The following is a 17,393-nucleotide window of genomic DNA, read 5'->3' as shown; positions in this document are numbered from 1 at the left end:
CTACCCACCTGGAAGGACGGCCACCCGCACCCGGCCGCTGGCCGTCGCCGCTCTGAGCGCCCTTTCGGCAGACCTGTACTCCCTCCGGCGCGTCAGCGGACGCGGCCAGCAGGATGGTCGGCGCGTCGGATGCGGGTCGTCGGCGTGGCGGCCCGGGACGCGTGGCAGACATGAGTCGCCGTATGACCCGTTCTCCTGGAGGAGATGCCGTGCGTGTCGCTCTGCCGGCCGGTAGCCTCGCCGAGCTGGATACCCGCCAGACCCTGTACGCGAAAACACTCCCGTCGGCAGGCGACGCGGTGGAGGTGGCGTGGTGACGGCGGCAGGCGGCGACACCCCGCCCAGGGAAGCTTTCGAGGGGCTGCTCGCCGAGGCGCACGCCGCTCTGCCCGGCATCGTGGAACTGCGCCGCAGGATCCACAGCTTCCCCGAGATGGGCAGGCACCTGCCGCGCACGCAGCAAGCCGTCCTGGAGGCGCTGGGCGGGCTGGGACTGGACCTGGCCACCGGGTCCCGTCTGAGTTCCGTCACCGCCACCCTCGACGGCGCCCGGCCCGGTCCGGCGGTCCTGCTGCGTGCCGACATGGACGCGTTGCCGCTGGATGAAGAGACCGGTCTGGATTTCGCCTCCCGGGTGCCGGGCTCCATGCACGCCTGCGGACACGACACCCACACCGCCATGCTCGTCGGAGCCGCCCGGCTGCTCGCGGCCCGCCGCTCACGGCTGGCCGGCCGCGTCGTCTTCATGTTCCAGCCCGCGGAGGAGTCCGGCGGCGGCGCCCAGCACATGATCGACGAGGGAGTGCTGGGGAACGCCGATGGCAGCGGCGTGGCGGCCGCGTTCGCCCTGCACATCACCACGCGCTTCGAAAGCGGCACCTTGCACCTGCGGCCGGGGCCCACGTTCGCTGCCTCCGACGGGCTGCACGTGACCGTACGCGGCCGCGGCGGACACGCCTCGGCGCCGCACCGGGCCCTGGACCCCGTCCCCGTCGCCTGCGAGATCGTCCAGGCCCTGCAGTCCATGGTCACGAGGACCGTCGACGTCTTCGATCCGGCCGTGGTCACCGTCGCCTCGATCCACGCCGGCACGACGGTCAACGTCATCCCCGAGACCGCCGAGATCCGAGGCACCTTCCGTACTCTCTCGCCCGCCGCCCGGCAACTGGTACGCGACGGCATCACCCGCGTCGCCCACCACGTTGCGGCTGCTCACGGAGCGCACGTCGACGTCACGCTGACGGAGGGCTACCCGCCCGTGGTCAACGACGGCGCCTGCACGGCGGCCCTCCACGACACCGCGGCCACCCTCCTCGGGCCCGACCGGGTACACCACCTGTCCGAACCGGTCATGGGCGCGGAGGACTTCTCCTACGTCCTGCAGCGGGTACCGGGCGCGATGGCCTTCCTCGGGGCGTGCCTGCCCGGCACGCCGCCCGAGCAAGCCCCTGACTGCCACTCCAACCGTGTCGTCTTCGACGAGGACGCCTTGGCGACCGGAGCCGCCCTCTACGCGGCCGCGGCCCTCCAAGCCGGGTCCTTGCCCAGAGGGGCGACGCACGGGCGCCCGGGAACATGACCGTCTCGCTGGAGGGACCAAGGGGCAATGGTTCTCGCGTCCCGAGGGACCGTGACGGCTGACGGGGAACACTGCCGGGGCTCCACGAGATGGGTCCAGATCCCTGTAACAGGGGCTTCTGCCGTTTCCCCGTGAGCGGTTACGTATCTCCGCTCTGATGTGCGAATGTCGGTGACGGCACCGTATCCCCGTGTGTGGCGCGGCCGGACCGGTCAGTAGTGTGTCTTCGCATGAAATCAGACGGACGTTCAGAAAAGGTGCGTTCCGTGGGGGCAGTGCTGGCCGCCTTATGCCTGGCGGCACTCGCCCTCGTGGGATCTCAGCCTGCTGCGGTGGCCGCAGGATCCACCTTCGCGGAGGTCGACGCCGGCAAGTACACGATGCACGTGGACCCGGACGCCAATTTCAAGGACTACGGCGACATCGTCCGGGATCTGGAGGGTTCCGGAGCGGTCACGAACGTGACGCCGTTGGACGTTGCGCAATCCCGGCAGCACGCAGGACGCTCCCTGTGCCACACCACCGGACTCAACGGGACCTACAAGTACAACGGGTTCTGCTGGGACGAACGGGATGACAAGACGAGCGCTTGGGATCCGGCGGGCGGCTGGCACCCCCAAGGGCTGACGGGCTCGCATGACGCCCATCCGGGCGGGACCGTGAACGGTCACCACCTCGTCCTCGCTTCCTGGTACTACGGAAACGGTGGCGGCGACGCCGAGGAACACCGCAACAAGTTCGGCCGGATCTCCATCGTCGATTCGACCGGGAGCAACTGGGACTACGGGCACGTCATGCTCGTACAGCCGACCCGTGCGGGCGGTGGGAACTATGTGCCGGTGACGAAGATCCACACGGACGGCATGGTCTGGTACGGAAACAGGCTGTTCGTGGCCAATGGTGGAGAGCTGCAGGTCTACGACTTCCGGCACCTGTGGAAGATGGGCGACGCCGCCAGCGACGACACCGGCATCGTGAACGGCGTTTCTTCCGCCCGCCACCACCAGTGGGCCCTTCCCATGGTGGGCCGCTACATCATCCCGCCCGTCGGGAAGAGCCTGTGGAGTTGTCCCGGTGAGCGGGCATGCCTCAGTTCCCTGAGCCTGGACCGGAGTGGCTCGACGGACCACCTGGTTTCGGGTGAATACCTCGCCGGACCGAGCAGGGTCGATCCGAACGGGGGGAGTCCGTACACCACGAACGTGATCCGTTGGCCCCTCGACAGTTCCACCGAGTTGCTCCAGCCGGACAGCGCCGGCACGGTCAAGGCGTCGGCCGCGTACGCCGCACCGCGCAACATCACTTTCCTGCAAGGGGTTGCCACGGACGGCACGTACTACTACCTGTCCGCCGCGTGTCCACCCCATTACATGGGCGACGACGAATGGACCTCGGACAACGGCGATCACGCGTGTATCTACCGCGCGGAGCCCAACGGTGTTCCGGAGGTGATGTCCCGGGCGCCTTCGGTCACGCAGAACCTGAGCTATGCGCCGTCATCCGGCCGCTTGTGGGGTCTCAACGAGGCGGCCGGCGACCGGTCCGTGTTCTCGCTGGTCCCGAACGCCGCCGACAAGAGCGTGTATCTGAGCAACGGCTACAGCGCCCTGTGCGCGGGAGTCGGGAACAAGCATGACAACGGCGACCCCGTCATCCAGTGGGGGTGTACCAACGCCCGCGACGAACGCTGGGTGTTCGTCGACACGACCGATGCGAACGGGAAGGCTGCGTTCTTCCTGCAGAACGAACACTCGGGCAAGTGCATGGGGACGGCATCCAAGCTGGACAACGGAGCCAAAATCGTCCAGTACACCTGCAACGGTGCTGTCGACGAGAAATGGTGGTACGACGAGAACACCCACGTTCTGCGGAACGTGTATTCCGGAAAATGCCTCGGCTTGGGCTCCGCCGCCACGAAGGGCTCACAACTGATCCAGTGGACCTGCAACGGTTCGAAGGACGAGACCTGGCCCAAGACGCCCCGCTGACCCCAAGGCGCTGCCCGGTCGGCTGCCTTGTGTCATCGCGCTTGACCGTATGCCAATGACATGATCATCTGCCCTGGCAGGGGCTGTCGAGCGGCAACGCCAAGGAACCGTGCGATGCCAGGGCGGCGCCTGACGGTGAGCGGGCGGCCAGTTGACGACAGAGCTTTGGGGGGCGCAGTGCAGCCGGACAGTGGACCAGGTGTCGGTCCCAGCCCAAGGGAGGCAGCCGACCTCCTGCTCGACAAGATCCGTCAGGGCAACGGCTACGCCCGCGGCAAGAAGAAGCGGTTCGGTCGAAGCGCCTCCATCACCAAGCTGGCGACGCTCGCACTGTCCGCCGGGTCCACCGTCATCCTGGGACTCCAGAATCTCAACGCGTGGACTGGTCTGGCCTTGGCGTGTGTAGCGCTGGTGACGCTGCTGGGAGCCGTCGAACCGTTCTTCAACTGGCGCTCCCGCTGGGTCCTGATGGAGGAAGCGCAGTACCGGTTCCGGCGGCTTGCCGATGAACTCGAATACCTCGTGGCATCGACGGCCGCCGACGAGCTCACGTTCGATCAGCTGGGCGAAATATTCGGCCGGTATCAGGCGATCTGGGATGACCTGGGCCGCACCTGGCTGGCGCACCGTCGGGAACCCGCGTCGTCAACCAATTCCTAGGCCCTGTGTGACGGTGTGATCAGTCGGCGACCTGAGGGAGGTCGTCGGCCGACCCGTCATTTGGTCCAGATGTCCATCAGTTGGTGTGCCGCACGGAAGTTATCCGGTGAATCCGCGTTGCACACCACGGTGACTGCAGTGTTCCGGTCCGGCCTCACCTTGAAGGTGCTGTGGAATTGCTCCCAGTCGCCGCGGTGCCCGCCGTCCGCGCGGTCCAGGCCGGACATGAACGCGCGATCACTCATGTAGGTGCGTACCTGCTTGTCGGCCCATCTGGTGCTGCGCGGATCCAGCGGCACCCGCCCCCCTGCCGGGCTGACGATGTCGACCTCGAAGCCGGCCTGGCGAACCCCCGCGTAGAAGTGGACCAGCTCCGCGATCCACGGTCCGGTCCGGTGGGGGTCCGTCCCGTAGGTCGCCTGGTTGGTGACAACGGCGAGGATCCTGCTCATCTGTGTTCTCCCGGTGCTGAGGCGGTTCTGTCGGCCGGCCGCACGGTGAACCCGGGCACTGCACCCGGCCCCGGTGAGCCCCGGCCCGGGTGAGGCAGAGCGCCGGCGGTCCTGTCAGCGCTCCGCGCTCTGACGTGACCGTCCCGGCTCCGTCTTCGGCCGTAGCGGTGAGGTCCGTCCCTCGACGGCGTGGCGTGCACGTGCGTTCCGTAGAGGGGGACGATGAGATGGCTCGGAGCGCAAACGCCGGTACGCAATCACTGCCCGGCACAGGGCCGCCGCCTTCGGCGGCGGGAAGGAGAGCCCGGAGATGGGTGTAACCGAGCCCTCGCGGGACGATCCCGACAGGGCGGGGGCCGCTACGTCCGGGCCGGGCGGTCTGCTCGATGTGCTGAGCATGGCCGCCGTACTCCTCGATGCCGACGGCAGGATCGATCTGTGGAGCCCGCAGGCGGAGGACCTGTTCGGTTACACCGCCGAGGAGGCACTCGGCGAGTTCGCGGGCACCTTGCTGGTCCATGAAGAGCACCTGCCGACCGTGCTGGACATGTTCGCTCAGGTCATGGAAGGAGGGCGCAGCTGGGTCGGAGCCTTCCCCGTTCGGCACAAGGACGGCAGCACGCGCATGGTCGAGTTCCGCAACATGCGGCTGCTGGACTCCCAGCAGGACTACTACGCCCTGGGCCTGGCCGCGGACCAGGCGACGGTGCGGCAGGTCGAACGAGACCTGGCACTCTCCGCCCGGCTGGTAGCCCAGTCGCCGGTCGGACTGGGCGTGCTGGACACCGACCTTCGGTACGTCTCGGTCAACCCTGCGGAGGAGCGCCTCAACGGGGTGTCGGCCGCCGAGCACATTGGCCGGCACGTGCATGAGGTGCTGCCGGCCGTCGACGCGTCCTTCGAAGCTGCGATGCGCGAGGTACTGGCCACCGGCATTCCCATCGTGGACCAGTACACCGTCGGCCGTACTCCGGCCGACCCGGATCACGATCACGCCTGGTCGATTTCGTTCTACCGCCTCGAAGCCCCCAACGGGACCGTACTGGGCGTGGCCACCTCCAGCGTGGACGTCACCGAGCGGCACCGAGCCGTCGAAGAACAACGCCACACCGCCCTCACCCTCCAGCGCAGCCTGCTGCCCCACACACCACCCCGTCGGCCGGGCCTGGAAGTCGCGACCCGCTACCGCCCCGCCCAGGCCACCATGGAGATCGGCGGCGACTGGTTCGACGTCATCCCCCTGAGCGGCGACAAGACCGCACTCGTCGTCGGCGACGTCATGGGCAGCGGTGTCGCGGCCGCAGCCACCATGGGCCAGCTGCGCACCGCCACCCGGACGCTGGCCGATCTCGATCTCGACCCCGCCCAGCTCCTGCACCACCTCGATCACGTCACCGAGGGTCTCGACACGCTCGCGACCTGCGTCTATGCCGTCTACGACCCGCACACGGCGCAGTGCCACCTCTCCCTCGCCGGGCACCTGCCTCCCGTCCTCCTCCACTCGGACGGCACGCGCGAGCTCCTCGACCTGCCGACCGGCGCGCCGCTGGGCGGCTGTGGTGTGGCCTTCCACACCGTCAGCCTTGCCGTCGAGGTAGGAGACCAGCTCGTCCTCTACACCGACGGCCTGGTCGAGACCCGCGATGAGCCGATCGACACACGTCTCGAAGTCCTCCTCGACGCCCTCGATGAGCCCAGCCGCTCGCTGGACGAGACCTGCGACCTGCTTCTGGACACCATGCGGCACCCGGGAGATCACGACGACGTAGCCCTGCTCATCGCCCGGGCGACGCCGACGGCCGGGCAGGCCGGTTGAACGTACCCGCCCCGCCGGCCCCGCCCCACCGCCCGCCAGTCCCCTGGCCCGCAGCAGCGGCATCCCGCCCGTCAGCAGATTCCGTCGGTTCCTCGACGTCCGTCCGGGCTCACGCTGTCGGCTCAGGACGCTGGTGTGGGGGTGGGCAGCCGGTGGTGATGGAGCCGACGGTATCGGCGGCCAGTTCGGTGAACCACATGGAGCCGTCCGGGCCGGAGGTGATGCGGTGGCCGACCGGGACAGTGGTGGGCAGTGTGTAGCGGGTGGTGGTGAAGTCCGGGCGGACGCGGTCGATCAGTCCGGGCTCGTTGTACTGGACCCACAGGTTCCCGAAGCAGTCGAAGTCGAGCGCAGCCAGCTTGGCACCCTCTACATCGGTGCGGTGCTCGGTGATGCGGCCTGAATCGGGGTCGAGTTCGGCGTAGGCAGCCCCGGCCTCCTCGGTGAACCAGACAGTGCCGCGCCGGCCGGCAACGACGGCGATGGGTCGGCTGTCGGGGGTGGGGATGTCGTATTCGCGCAGGTGGCCGTTCGTGTCGATACGGCCGATGCGGTTGGCCGTCAGCTCGGTGAAGAACATGGCGCAGCGAGGCCCTCGCGCCAGGTAGATGGGCTCACTGTCGGGGGCGAGGCGGTGCACGGTCCACTCGTCGGTGCGGGGGTCGAAGCTTCCGACGGTTCCGTTTTCCTTCCCCGTCCACCACACGGTGTGCCCGTCGCATCCGATGCGCAGGCCGTGCGGCCCGGCGCCGGGCGACGGAAGCGGGTAGCGGGCGATGCGCTTGCCGGTGGTGTCCAGTTCCACCAGGGCGTTGGTGAACTCCTCGGTGACCCAGACATGGCCGCGCCAGTCCTTGTCGATGCCGTGGGGTCCGCTGTTGTCGGGGAAGTCGGTGATTCCCATCACGCGGCCGGTCGTCGATACGCGCAGGACGCGGTTCTCGAGTTGTTGGGAGACCCAGAGGTTGCCGTCCGGCCCGATGACCAACTCGTGCGTGCTGCCCAGCCGGGGGAGGGGCATCAGGTACTCGTTCACCATGCCCACCGGAGGTGCGGCGTGACCCGCGGGCGCGGCCGCCGCTCCGGGCATGCCGGGGGCCGCCACCAGTACAGCCACGCCCAGAGCCGCGGCCAGGACGGACGCATGCCGCCCTCTCAGCAACTTCAGTACACGATGCACAGTGAACTCCTCCATCGCAGCTGGCGGATGCCCTTCGAGCGTGGGAGAGCGCGGCGAAGCCACCGACACCCGCCCACCCGGGAGCCGCGCCCACCCCACCAGATTTCCTAGAAATGACCGGAATGCCCGTCCTGGGTGAGGCTAGCTCAAAGATCACCCCGCGTCGGGCACGACGGCCCGGCACGCTGCAGGGATCGTCGCGGAACGGTGGCAGGCCAGTTGCCCCCATGGGAAGGCGAGCGTGCCGCAGGCGTGGAACCGGCTGGAGGTGATTGCCGTCCCTTTGGCATGATCAGGCCATGGCTGGGATGAGGATAGTGGTGTGTCTGCCGGGTTCGGCTGCGGGGCGGGTGGACGCGGCGGTCGCGGACGCGATGGCTCCGTTCGAGCGGGAGAAGGGGCTCGGCGGGGAGTTCGACATCTGGGACCACTACCGGATGTGCGGCGGTGCCGAGGGGTCCGGTTTTGCTGTCCTTGCCGGCTCGGAGTCGGATCCGCGCCTCCTGCACGACCGACCGCGCTACGACGGTACGAGCGAGCCCAGTCTCCCCGGGATGTGCGCGGGAGGCCCGCGGGGGCTGCTCGACTTCAGTGCGACCTGCGCGGAGTCCGTCGTCCTGGCGGGCCGCGCCTGGGACCTGTGGGCGGAGCTGTCCGGCCGCCATCCCGCCCCCGAGTCACTGGAGTCGTTCGTGGAACGCAGCAAGGCGGAGATGGGCGTACCACCGTTCCTTCAGTTCCGTATGGACGGGTGTCCGGACCCCTGGACACCGGCCTACGAGCGCTACCGGGCACAGCCGCTCGTCCGCACCTACCTTTCGGCTCTTGACGAGCTCAAGAGCGCCGCCCGCAGCCACCGTTACGGCACCCATTTCCTGGACTGCGCCGATCCCCTCCGCACCGTGGGCGGTCACTCCCGCGAGGACTTCATTCGTTACCACTCACGCATCGACGGGATGGGTTTCGAGAACGTTCTCACCCTGGAGGGCTGGTGGTACGAGTACGGCGAGGAAGGGCTCCACAGTGCCTGCGGCGGCCGCGCCGCCTGCCCGCACACACCAGACATCACACCCGGCCCCCTCTCTGCCGGGCAGCGCTACTTGGAAGGGGTGCCGGACGACGCTCTCCTGGTCTACCTGCGCCTCCACGTCTGACCGGCGCCAGGACCCGCGCTTGGGTCCGGCGGCCCCGGCTGCGGCCGGCACCGTGATGCAGCAGCCCCATCCCCGCGGACCAACTAGCGGAAGATGGCCATGGCTTGGACCTCCAGGACCCCTTCGTCCGGGTTCCATTCCTGGACCTTGCCCAGGCAGCGGGCCGAGAAGGTGCCGCGGGGGACCTGGTTGCGCAGGCCCTCCGTGGCGCAGGTGACCCGGACCCGGGGGCCCCGGGACGGGTCTGCCGGGTCCCCGTACGGGGCGAGGAACACGGTGGAGCCGACCCTCTCCGGGTCGTCGCCGGTGGCGCGGAACCGGCCCCGGATCAGTACGAAGCCCTCGATGTCGCGCAGCCGGACGGCGTCCTGGGCGCCGGAGGCCGTCCGCGGCAGGGCGGGGCTGCGCGTGACGGACTGGCTCGGGAGGTCGACGTGCACGATGACGCGCTTCTCCTCCAGCACCTTCATGATCAGACCGATCACCGAGATCGGTTCCGCGACCTCCAGATAGCGGCTGACGATCTCGGTGTTCTCCCTGCGCCCGCCGTCCGCGCCGACACCGAAGACCTTGGCGCGGACGGTGCCGTCCTTGCTGTCGCTCGTGCGCTGTTCCACCTCTTTGCGCAGGGCGGCCGTGTACCCGCGCATCTGGTAGTGGTCCATGACCGTCTTGTCGTGCAGGTAGAAGCAGATGCCGTCGGTGATGTCCTGGGCGGCAGCCCGCCGGGCGCGGACCAGCCGCAGCGCCGCCACCGCCAGGAGCGCCGTGAGGCCCGCGCCGGTGACCGCCCACAGCACCATCCAGAGCCACCACACGGCCCACCACGCTTCACTCGTGACACCCACGGATCTCCTTGAAGGCGCTGAGAAGGGACTGCCCGGTGGCATCGGCCATGTGCCCGCCGGTGGCCCTGGCAGCCCGGTCGAGTTCGCGCGGGTCGGCCTCGCCGTACCGGACGGTGTACGTGCGGACGGCGCGGGCGGCCGGCGGCAGGTCCGCGTACCGGGCGAGGAACGCGTCGAGGCTCATCCCGGCGTTGTTCTCCCCGTCCGTCATGAGCACGATGGAGACGTGCTGCCCGGAGTCCTTCGCCACCGCCTCGGCCGCCGTCCGGTAGCCGTGGTCGAGGGCCGACCAGACGGCGGTGCTCGCGTCGAAGTCGTCGTCGGCGACCATCGCGCTCAGCCGGTCCAGGTCGGCGGGCCCCGTGTACGTCACGCTCCGCTCGTCCAGGACTCGGCCGCCGAAGCGCATCACCGTGAGGGTCTCGCCCTGGTGGAAGCGGGTGAACTTGCCGGAACTGGAGCCGTCCGCGCCGCTGAGCCCGGCCATCGTGGCGCGCAGGTTCGCGATCCGCTCGCCGCGCATGGACGTGGAGAAGTCGAGCAGGAAGATCACCCGCACCGGGCGGCCGACGCGCGCCTCGGCGTAGTCGGCCAGCAGCCGGTCGACGACCGCCTGACTGTCCGGGAAGTACAGGGCGTTGCCGAGCGGGGTACGCAGGCTGGGCACGCGGGTGAGGCCGGGGTCGACCGGGCGGCGCAGCGTACGCTCCATGATCTTCCGCTGTACCGGTTCGCTCCGGAGCCAGGCCGTCAGCCGGTCGTACGCGGCCCGTTTGGCCGGATCCAGCAGCATCAGCGGATAGTCGGACAGCACGATGCCGTCCTTCGGGTAGACGATCTCCAGGGGAACGCGCAGGGTGCCCGCCTGGTTGAGGGCGAGCAGCTCGGACTCGTAGGTGATCAGCGCGTCGAGGCCGTCCTCGCTGCGTACGTACGCGTCGGTGAGTCGGCCGGAGGAGTCCTCGGTCACCGTGTGCCCGCCGAAGAACCCGCGCAGCCGGTCGCAGGAGACGTCCTCGGGGCGCAGCGCGCCGCCGGTTCCCGCGGCGGCGGTGGCGACGCCGACCAGCGCGGCGAGCCCGCTGTTCGAACTGCGGGGGTCGGCCATGGCGTACTTCAGGGTGCCGGCCGCCGCGGCGTCCGCCAGGTCGGCCCACGACAGCTGCCCGTCGGGAGCCGACCGCCGCAGCCGCTGCGCCACCTCTGGCTTCAGGCCGACGACGACGGGGGAGCGCATGGTGCTCGTCGACAGCGGGCCGTCCGTCTGGCGTCCCGCCGCCTTCATCAGGAGCTGGAAGGGGCGGGAGGAGGACAGCCAGGCGAGGTCGTGCCGGTAGTGGCCGGCGACCAGGGAGTCGGTGGCTTCGACCGTGCCCTGGTACTCCATGGTCAGCTTGATGCCCGTATCGCGTCGCAGGTCCTCGAACAGGGGCTGCATGTCAGCGAGTTCGGAGCTGGCGAGCACCCGCAGGGTCAGCGGTTCGTCCACTTCCCCGGTGCAGGAGGTGAGCGTGGCCAGTACGCACAGGCAGGCCGCCAGGGCGAGCGCGGCCAGCGTCCTGCGGCGGAGTCGGCCGGGAGCGGCGGCGGCCGTCACGGCGCCCCGTCCGGGAGCGGGGCGGGCGGGCAGTCACCGATGATGGAGATCATCTGCTCCAGAGGGCGGATGCGGGGCATGGGTGAGTGGGTGTCGTCACCGCGCAGGGCGGGCACCGGGACGTTCCGCTCGTTCAGGAACCGCGACAGCTGGTCGCCCGCGACCTCGCCGGCCGGGTCCAGGATTCGGAAACCCAGCTCCATCGCCCGCCGGCGCAACTCCGGGTCCTTGACGATGAGGTCGCCGAGCTGCTCGCCCTTGGTGTTCAGTGCGATGAACTGGGGCTGGGTGATGAACTGGGTGGACGGGTAGAGCAGCACCCGCTCCGAGTCGAGGCGGTCGGACTCGGCACGGTGCTGTACCTGATAGGTCAGGTACTGGTGCTCGTACGCCACGATCACCGGGGCGATGCCCTTGCCCTCGGGCGAGACGTACGTCCGGAACACGTCGGCAGCGGGCAGGCCCTGTTCCATCAGGTGCTTGATGGAGTTCGCGCGGCTGGTGGCCTCCTGTGTGGTGCCGGGCACGTCCGGCCCGTCGCCGCGCCAGGTGAAGGAGACCAGCGCCAGATAGGTACTGGCCGAGTTGGAGCTGCACACGTCGGGGCTCTGGGTGACGATTTGGTTGGCGTTGGAGATCCCGTGCCGGCGGATGCCGAGGTCGTTCCAGCGCTGTCCCCGGTCGATGTTGTCGAGGAACTGTTGCATGTCCAGCGAGTAGTAGAGCGGCCGGTCCGCGCCCTCGGCGGGCAGCGGGGTCGCGATCCCGGCGTCCTGCAGGGTCTCGGCGTACTCCCGGTAGGTCGCGAGCACGATGGGGCTCACGAACGGCCGGTGCACCTTGGCGTACTGGCCGGCCGACGCGCGCACGCCGGTGATCAGGTCGCCGGCCGGCTGACCGGACGGGAAGACGAAGTCGAAGTCGGCGAGGTCCCGCAGGGCGACCTCGCGCGAGCCCGAGCTGGTGATGTGGACCTTCACGCGGTGTTTCAGCAGGATCCGCTGGACCTCCTCGTCCTCGAAGAAGTCCCGCTTGGAGGCCACCTTCCCCTCGAGGACGACGACACTCTCGAAGGGCAGCAGCAGATTGCCCGACACCGCCAGCGCGGTGAGCCCCGTCAGTACGGTGGCCAGCGCGGGCAGGAAGAACAGCAACAGGCTCCGCCGCGACCACACGCCGGACGACCGGCGCCGGACGGCCAGACGGGGCTCCTCGACGACCGGTCTCTCCCCGACAACCACCCATGCCCCCCAGCACGTCAGCGTCACTCCCGAACCGGCAGCATGCACGGCCCGGTTGACCATTCATGCACAGTTCCACCAATCCCGTGTTAACAACTGCGTTGAAAGTGTGGAGGGTTGACCGACTTGCTGAAGTCTTCCGGCCATCCGTAGCGCTTCTGCCGCCTCTGGGCCGCGCGGACGTGCGTGCCCGCACGCATGGGCGCAAGGCGTACCGGCACCCGCTGGTCGGACTGCTGCAACTGCACCAGGAGAACTTCGTACTGCCGGACGAATCGGGCGTGGAGCTGCTGGTGCTGTCCGCGGCCCCCGGCAGCTCCGCCGAGGACCGGCTGCGCCTGCTCGCGGGCCTGGCGCGGACAGCTGCGACGCGCATCCCGGAGTGAACGCTCAGGTCCGCGAGCAACTCAACGACGCCCACCCGCCGCCGGGAACGCCTCTCGACACCGCGTCCCGCTGACGGCCGCCACCGGGTGCCAACGCTTGACCGCAGCGGACAGCCCCAGCCCCAGCCCCATGCCCAGTTCACAGCCTTGTGGAACACCCCCTTTAGTCGTCGCCTCAGTGTCCGTCGCGGACCACCGCTAACCCGCCGATCCGGGTCGTGATGCCCGCCGGCCCACGTCGGGCCGAAGCGAGCACGCTGGCCGGTCGACCGAGGGTGTCGCCCTGCTCCACCTCGATCGCGACCGTCTGCGCCCCTGTCGTGTCGAGCAGGTGGGCGGCCAGGCAGCCGGTGCTGTTGGCGTTGGCGACGTCCTCGTCGACACCGATCGCCGGCGCGAACATCCGCGCCGCACCCGGTCGGTCGCCCACCGGCGGTACGTACACGAAACAGCCGAGGAGCCCGTACCGCTGGCACGCCGCTGTCAGCCTGCCGAGGTGTGGGTGGACTCGGAGCAGCGCCGACCGGTCGTGGACCGGTACCAGCATGCGTGGTGCGCCGGGCGCGGCGATCCGTGGCGCGTCGGTCGGATGCGGGTCGTCCGCCGTGAGCCCGAGCGCGGCGACGATCGCGGCGCGCTCGTCCGGTGCCGGGTGACGCAGCGCGACGAGGCCCTGGTCGAACCACACCTCGATGCCGGCGGGGCGGCGGATCGCGACGGTGTCGAACGTGCGCCCGCCGGTGTGTTGGCGGTCGTTCAGCTCGCCCAGCGCGGTGCGGGTCAACCGGACGGCCTGCGCGGCAACGGTGCCGTGGCCGCAGCCGGACAGTTCGGCGGTGGCGGTGAAGAACCGGACCGGCCAGCCACCGTCCGGCGTCCGCCCCGGGCCGAGGAACGCCGCGTGCGAGGTGCCGGCCGCAGCAGCGACCGCACGCCGGTCCGCGTCCGTCGCCGCCGGGTCGTCGTCGGTGACGGACGTGGGGCTACCGCCCCGGCCGTCGCGCCGCACGCACGCATCAACCACCGTGACATCCGGCCAGGACATCGGCCCACCTTTGACGCTCAACGAACCGGCAACCGCGAACGGCGTCCGCCGATAGCCGGACCTGGCCGCAACGGCCGACCGAACGCGTCCCGGAGCGTACCGGCCTGCCTCAGCCGGTGCCGTCCTGCACCGGATAGTGGATGATGACCGCACCGCCGGTGGCGTAGTTGGCGACATCGGCGGCCACCCGCTGGCCTTGCGGCGACGCCCGCGCCGCGGCCATGGCGGCGGCGTCAGCGAAGTCGCCTTCGAAGACCGCGAAATACGGCGCTTCTCCCTTGGTCGCCGCCACGTCGAAGCTGTAGCGCCACGCAAGCAGGCCGGGCCAATTCATGACCAGTGGAAGGTGGTTGGTCACGTAGTAGTCGCGGAAGTGGTCAGGGTCGGCGGGCTTGGAATACAGGACCACCAACTTATGCATGACGACCTCCGCCCAGAGACGAGACCGTAACACTCCGGGTGACCTGGGAGCTCCTGCTAAGAACTGCCGCCGACCTCGCTAGGTGCGGAGCATCGGGATCTGGGTGAGGACGGAGGTGGTTTCGAGGAGCGCGTGGGAGTCGGTGGCCAGCCACAGCGGGAGGTCGCCGACGAAGGCTACGACATCGGGGAGGGCCCGGGTGGGTCGGGTCGCGCCAGAATCCATAGTCGAGCACACCGGGCTCGGTGGCCGCGGCCTTCGCGAGAGCCGTGAGGGCGGACTCGAAATCGGCGGTGTGGGTGAGTGCGATGTCCAGTACTGCGGTCAGTTGAATCGTCATATGCGCAGGTTAGGGCTTGATGTGCGGTCGAGGGAAAGACCGGTACGGGATAGGCTCAGAACGGATCGTTATCAATCGGCAGGGAGGGCACGTGGCGCCGGATACGGTGAGCCTGCGGTACTTCCTGGTGCTGGCGCAGGAGTTGAACTTCACCCGCGCGGCCGCACGGATCGGTATCGCACAGCCCGCACTCAGCGCCCGGATGCGCCGATTGGAGGCGGAACTCGGTACGGCCCTGCTGGTCCGCAACACGCGTAGCGTCGTATTGACCACGGCCGGTGCGGCTTTGGCGGAGTCCGCGCCGCCCGCGCTGGCGGCGCTGGACCGGGCATGGGACACCGCCCGGAGCGCGGCGGCCGGTGAACTGGGCACGTTGCGCATCGGATACAGCCTCAGCGCCGGGGCCGAGACGGCACCGGCCCTGGTGGACAGGCTGATTCGCGGCAACAGCGGACTCGAGGTCGGCGCGGTCCCGATGGCGACACCGGAGATCTCCCCCGCGGTCGCCGACGGCCGCATCGATGCCGGGATCACCCGCGGTGAACAGCCGGGCCGTGGCGTGCGCCGGTTCCTGCTGCGGCGTGAGCGCATCGGGGTCCAGCTGGCGCAGCAGCATCCGCTGGCCGAACACCCGGAGATCGAGATCGCCGACGCGGCTGCGTATCCGCTGCGGCTCCCGGACCGTTCGGCCAACCCCGTGATCCACGATCAGCTGTCCGCGCTGTTCCGAGACACCCGACCACACCCCCGATTCCACACGCCCGCAGTCTCTTTCGACATGTCTCAGCGCGACCTGCGCGACGGGGTCACCCTCGCCCCGGCCGGAGAAGCCGCGGTCACGGCATCACCGGCCGGTCTCACCTGGCGACCGCTGCGGGGCGCGCCCAGCCTGACGATCCACCTGGTCCTCCCACGCGAGCAGTCGCCACTACACCGCCGCATCCGTGCCGTCGCCAAAACCCTGGCGCACGAGCTGCACTGGCTGCCGGACTGACGCGCAAGAGGTCAAGCGAGACGGACGTCTGCGGTGGCGAGGCCGAAGACCTTGCGCCCGGCGGACTTCGCGGTGATGACGACGACGGCGGTCTTGCTGAATGTCCGACACGACCTCGCTACGCCGGCGGATCAGCATCCGATGATGGCCCCGGGTCCGGTCCGAGTCGTACACCGCGGCGACGTCCTCGCCCAGCCCGAGATCTCGGCGGATGTGGGCCACCACTGCCTCCGGGACGTCATCCAGCCGGGGGAAATAACCCATCCGGTTGAAGCACTTCAGCTGCACCATCAGTGCCAGCAGGTGGTTGTCCGACCGCACCTGCCCACTCGCATGCGCCTCCGGCACGGTCTTCGGCACCGCGCCGGCGACCGCGTCCATTCCGGCCATCAGGTTGGCGTACATGGTGCGGGCCGTGCAGCGAAGGAAGGCCTGGTGGAGGTGGAGGGCGGCGAGGAAGAGCTCGCTGCGGGCCGCGGTGATCTCCGGGTCGGACCAGGGGGCGGCGAGCTCGCGCGCCGAGTCGTCGGTCAGCCAGGAGTCCTCGGGCACGAACCGTTCCCAGCGGCCCCGCGCCGCCGCCAGTGTCTTCTCCGTGTGCTCGGCACGGGCCCGCGCCGCGTGCTGGGCCTCCTCGTGAGCGCGCACGCCTGCTGCTGCCGCCGCCCCCACGGCTCCCCGTACGCCGTCCACTTGAGCCTGAGCCGCATCCCGCATCCCGCATCCCGCATCCCACGCTCGGCGGGGACCAGGCCGGCGGCATCGGCTTCGTCCGCGTGCCAGCTGCGCGCGGCCCGCCCCAGGGTGAACAGGCTCACCGTGAAACGGGGCCGACGGGCCAGATGCGCCTGATGCGTACGCCCGGCCTCCGCCAGGTCCTGCTCGGCCCGGGCCAGCGCCGCCTCCACGGGCGGAAGGGCCTCCCGTAGGGCACCCGAGGCGGACTGGCGCCCTACGAAGCCAAGCGGCACGCCGAGGCCGACGACCGAGAGGTGGCCTCGTGGATCCGCACTGCCGAGCACGAGCTCAACCGGACGGCGTAGCCGAGGACCGCACGCCGAACCACTGCTCGGCGCCGAACTCCTCGAACCGTTCCACCGCGCTGAACCCCAGCTTGGCCGCGAGGCTCATCGAGCGGCTGTTGGCGGTCTGGGTGCAGAGCACCACCGGCTCGCTGGGGAGCGCCTCGGCGAACCAGCCGAGTGCCGCTGCGCACGCCTCGGCGGCGTACCCGCGTCCCCATGCCTCCGGCAGGAACATGTAGCCGAGCTCGGCCTCTCCGGCATCCGGACGGAGGTGCCCCGGACGCTCTGCGTCGCGCCGATCGAGCGTGATCGTGCCGATCATCGCTCCGTCGAGATCGATCACGAAAAGGCCGGGGCGCCGCCCGGGCACCTCAGGCACCGCGCGTTCGAGTTCGTCACGCGGTCGAGGGCCACCGAGGTAGGTGCCCACCTCCGGCGAGGCGAACAACTCGATGAACGCCGCACGGTCTCGGGCCTCGGACTCGCGGAGCACGAGCCGTTCGGTCGTGATCGGGGCAGGTGGCCAGGTGACGGATCCAAGCTCAGTCATGGCGGGCAACCTATCGCACGCCCGCCGAGCAGCACGGGCTCTCACAACTCATGAACAGAGCCACGGCTGCCGCCTGCTTCCGGGCGAGGCTGGCCAGTTCTTCCGGAGGCTGGGCTC

Annotated in this window: 16 protein-coding genes and 1 pseudogene; 7 read left to right on the top strand and 10 right to left on the bottom strand. The window is 69.7% G+C overall.

Features of this window, described 5'->3' with window-relative positions:
* Positions 1-310 precede the first annotated feature (310 nt).
* The 3 genes from OG429_RS02950 (at position 311) to OG429_RS02940 (ending at position 4,227) form a co-directional block, all read left to right on the top strand.
* Positions 311-1,579 carry a M20 metallopeptidase family protein gene (locus tag OG429_RS02950; protein WP_328923683.1) on the top strand — a complete coding sequence of 423 codons (1,269 nt, stop codon included), beginning with the start codon at positions 311-313 and terminating at the stop codon, positions 1,577-1,579.
* Positions 1,580-1,773: 194 nt separating this feature from the next.
* Positions 1,774-3,567 carry an RICIN domain-containing protein gene (locus tag OG429_RS02945; RefSeq protein ID WP_328923682.1) on the top strand — a complete coding sequence of 598 codons (1,794 nt, stop codon included), beginning with the start codon at positions 1,774-1,776 and terminating at the stop codon, positions 3,565-3,567.
* 177 nt (positions 3,568-3,744) lie between these two features.
* Entirely contained in the window at positions 3,745-4,227 is a 483-nt protein-coding gene (locus OG429_RS02940; RefSeq protein ID WP_328923681.1) for an SLATT domain-containing protein, read from the top strand.
* Between the two features lie 56 nt (positions 4,228-4,283).
* Here the strand turns inward: OG429_RS02940 and OG429_RS02935 are convergent, their stop codons facing one another.
* Positions 4,284-4,679: a hypothetical protein gene (locus tag OG429_RS02935; protein WP_328923680.1), complete on the bottom strand. Its 396-nt coding sequence runs from the start codon at positions 4,677-4,679 to the stop codon at positions 4,284-4,286.
* Between the two features lie 310 nt (positions 4,680-4,989).
* On the opposite strand from OG429_RS02935, the gene OG429_RS02930 reads away from it, so the two are divergent.
* The gene (locus OG429_RS02930) at positions 4,990-6,495 is read left to right on the top strand and encodes a SpoIIE family protein phosphatase (protein WP_328923679.1); all 1,506 of its coding nucleotides are present in this window, start codon (positions 4,990-4,992) and stop codon (positions 6,493-6,495) included.
* A gap of 109 nt (positions 6,496-6,604) precedes the next feature.
* On the opposite strand, the gene OG429_RS02925 is transcribed toward OG429_RS02930, so the two are convergent.
* A complete protein-coding gene (locus OG429_RS02925; protein ID WP_328923678.1) occupies positions 6,605-7,675 on the bottom strand; it encodes a Vgb family protein in 1,071 nt (356 codons plus the stop codon).
* A gap of 299 nt (positions 7,676-7,974) precedes the next feature.
* On the opposite strand from OG429_RS02925, the gene OG429_RS02920 reads away from it, so the two are divergent.
* The gene (locus OG429_RS02920) at positions 7,975-8,829 is read left to right on the top strand and encodes a hypothetical protein (RefSeq protein ID WP_328923677.1); all 855 of its coding nucleotides are present in this window, start codon (positions 7,975-7,977) and stop codon (positions 8,827-8,829) included.
* Between the two features lie 83 nt (positions 8,830-8,912).
* Here the strand turns inward: OG429_RS02920 and OG429_RS02915 are convergent, their stop codons facing one another.
* The 3 genes from OG429_RS02915 to OG429_RS02905 are packed head-to-tail and all read right to left on the bottom strand — an operon-like array spanning position 8,913 to position 12,515.
* Positions 8,913-9,677 carry a hypothetical protein gene (locus OG429_RS02915; protein ID WP_328923676.1) on the bottom strand — a complete coding sequence of 255 codons (765 nt, stop codon included), beginning with the start codon at positions 9,675-9,677 and terminating at the stop codon, positions 8,913-8,915.
* Positions 9,661-11,274, bottom strand: a complete 1,614-nt coding sequence (locus tag OG429_RS02910; protein WP_328923675.1) for a vWA domain-containing protein — start codon at positions 11,272-11,274, stop codon at positions 9,661-9,663. Before OG429_RS02910 ends, OG429_RS02915 begins: the two co-directional genes overlap by 17 nt.
* Positions 11,271-12,515, bottom strand: coding sequence for a hypothetical protein (locus tag OG429_RS02905; protein WP_328923674.1), 1,245 nt, complete (start codon positions 12,513-12,515; stop codon positions 11,271-11,273). Before OG429_RS02905 ends, OG429_RS02910 begins: the two co-directional genes overlap by 4 nt.
* Positions 12,516-12,668: 153 nt before the next feature.
* On the opposite strand from OG429_RS02905, the pseudogene OG429_RS02900 reads away from it, so the two are divergent.
* Positions 12,669-12,975 (top strand): annotated as a pseudogene (locus OG429_RS02900) (MmyB family transcriptional regulator); the annotation flags it as partial.
* Positions 12,976-13,076: 101 nt separating this feature from the next.
* On the opposite strand, the gene OG429_RS02895 reads toward OG429_RS02900, so the two are convergent.
* The 3 genes from OG429_RS02895 to OG429_RS02885 all read right to left on the bottom strand — a co-directional run bounded on the left by OG429_RS02895 (position 13,077) and on the right by OG429_RS02885 (position 14,592).
* On the bottom strand, positions 13,077-13,946 hold the full coding sequence (locus tag OG429_RS02895) for a PhzF family phenazine biosynthesis protein (protein WP_328923673.1): 870 nt from the start codon (positions 13,944-13,946) through the stop codon (positions 13,077-13,079).
* 109 nt (positions 13,947-14,055) lie between these two features.
* Complete coding sequence (locus OG429_RS02890; RefSeq protein ID WP_060905596.1) at positions 14,056-14,367, bottom strand: EthD family reductase; 312 nt, start codon at positions 14,365-14,367, stop codon at positions 14,056-14,058.
* A gap of 78 nt (positions 14,368-14,445) precedes the next feature.
* Entirely contained in the window at positions 14,446-14,592 is a 147-nt protein-coding gene (locus OG429_RS02885) for a hypothetical protein (RefSeq protein WP_327286445.1), read from the bottom strand.
* A gap of 206 nt (positions 14,593-14,798) precedes the next feature.
* Here OG429_RS02885 and OG429_RS02880 point away from each other — a divergent pair, with 206 nt between their 5' ends.
* On the top strand, positions 14,799-15,701 hold the full coding sequence (locus OG429_RS02880) for a LysR family transcriptional regulator (RefSeq protein WP_328923672.1): 903 nt from the start codon (positions 14,799-14,801) through the stop codon (positions 15,699-15,701).
* Here OG429_RS02880 and OG429_RS41365 read toward each other — a convergent pair.
* On the bottom strand, positions 15,636-16,349 hold the full coding sequence (locus OG429_RS41365; RefSeq protein WP_405680578.1) for a DUF4158 domain-containing protein: 714 nt from the start codon (positions 16,347-16,349) through the stop codon (positions 15,636-15,638). The genes OG429_RS02880 and OG429_RS41365 overlap by 66 nt on opposite strands.
* 378 nt (positions 16,350-16,727) lie before the next feature.
* The gene (locus OG429_RS02870; protein ID WP_328923671.1) at positions 16,728-17,276 is read right to left on the bottom strand and encodes a GNAT family N-acetyltransferase; all 549 of its coding nucleotides are present in this window, start codon (positions 17,274-17,276) and stop codon (positions 16,728-16,730) included.
* Between the last annotated feature and the right edge of the window lie 117 nt (positions 17,277-17,393).

This window comes from Streptomyces sp. NBC_00190 (assembly GCF_036203305.1).
Lineage (GTDB): Bacteria > Actinomycetota > Actinomycetes > Streptomycetales > Streptomycetaceae > Streptomyces.
Note: the sequence above shows the minus strand (reverse complement) of the source record. Positions and strands in the feature narration are given on the sequence as shown.

Bases quoted from the DNA above. Each gene is read 5' to 3' on its own strand.
- OG429_RS02935 (WP_328923680.1), bottom strand. From the start codon at position 4,679: ATGAGCAGGATCCTCGCCGTTGTCACCAACCAGGCGACCTACGGGACG.
- OG429_RS02895 (WP_328923673.1), bottom strand. From the start codon at position 13,946: ATGTCCTGGCCGGATGTCACGGTGGTTGATGCGTGCGTGCGGCGCGAC.
- OG429_RS02885 (WP_327286445.1), bottom strand. From the start codon at position 14,592: ATGGATTCTGGCGCGACCCGACCCACCCGGGCCCTCCCCGATGTCGTA.
- OG429_RS02920 (WP_328923677.1), top strand. From the start codon at position 7,975: ATGGCTGGGATGAGGATAGTGGTGTGTCTGCCGGGTTCGGCTGCGGGG.
- OG429_RS02930 (WP_328923679.1), top strand. From the start codon at position 4,990: ATGGGTGTAACCGAGCCCTCGCGGGACGATCCCGACAGGGCGGGGGCC.
- OG429_RS02870 (WP_328923671.1), bottom strand. From the start codon at position 17,276: ATGACTGAGCTTGGATCCGTCACCTGGCCACCTGCCCCGATCACGACC.
- OG429_RS02890 (WP_060905596.1), bottom strand. From the start codon at position 14,367: ATGCATAAGTTGGTGGTCCTGTATTCCAAGCCCGCCGACCCTGACCAC.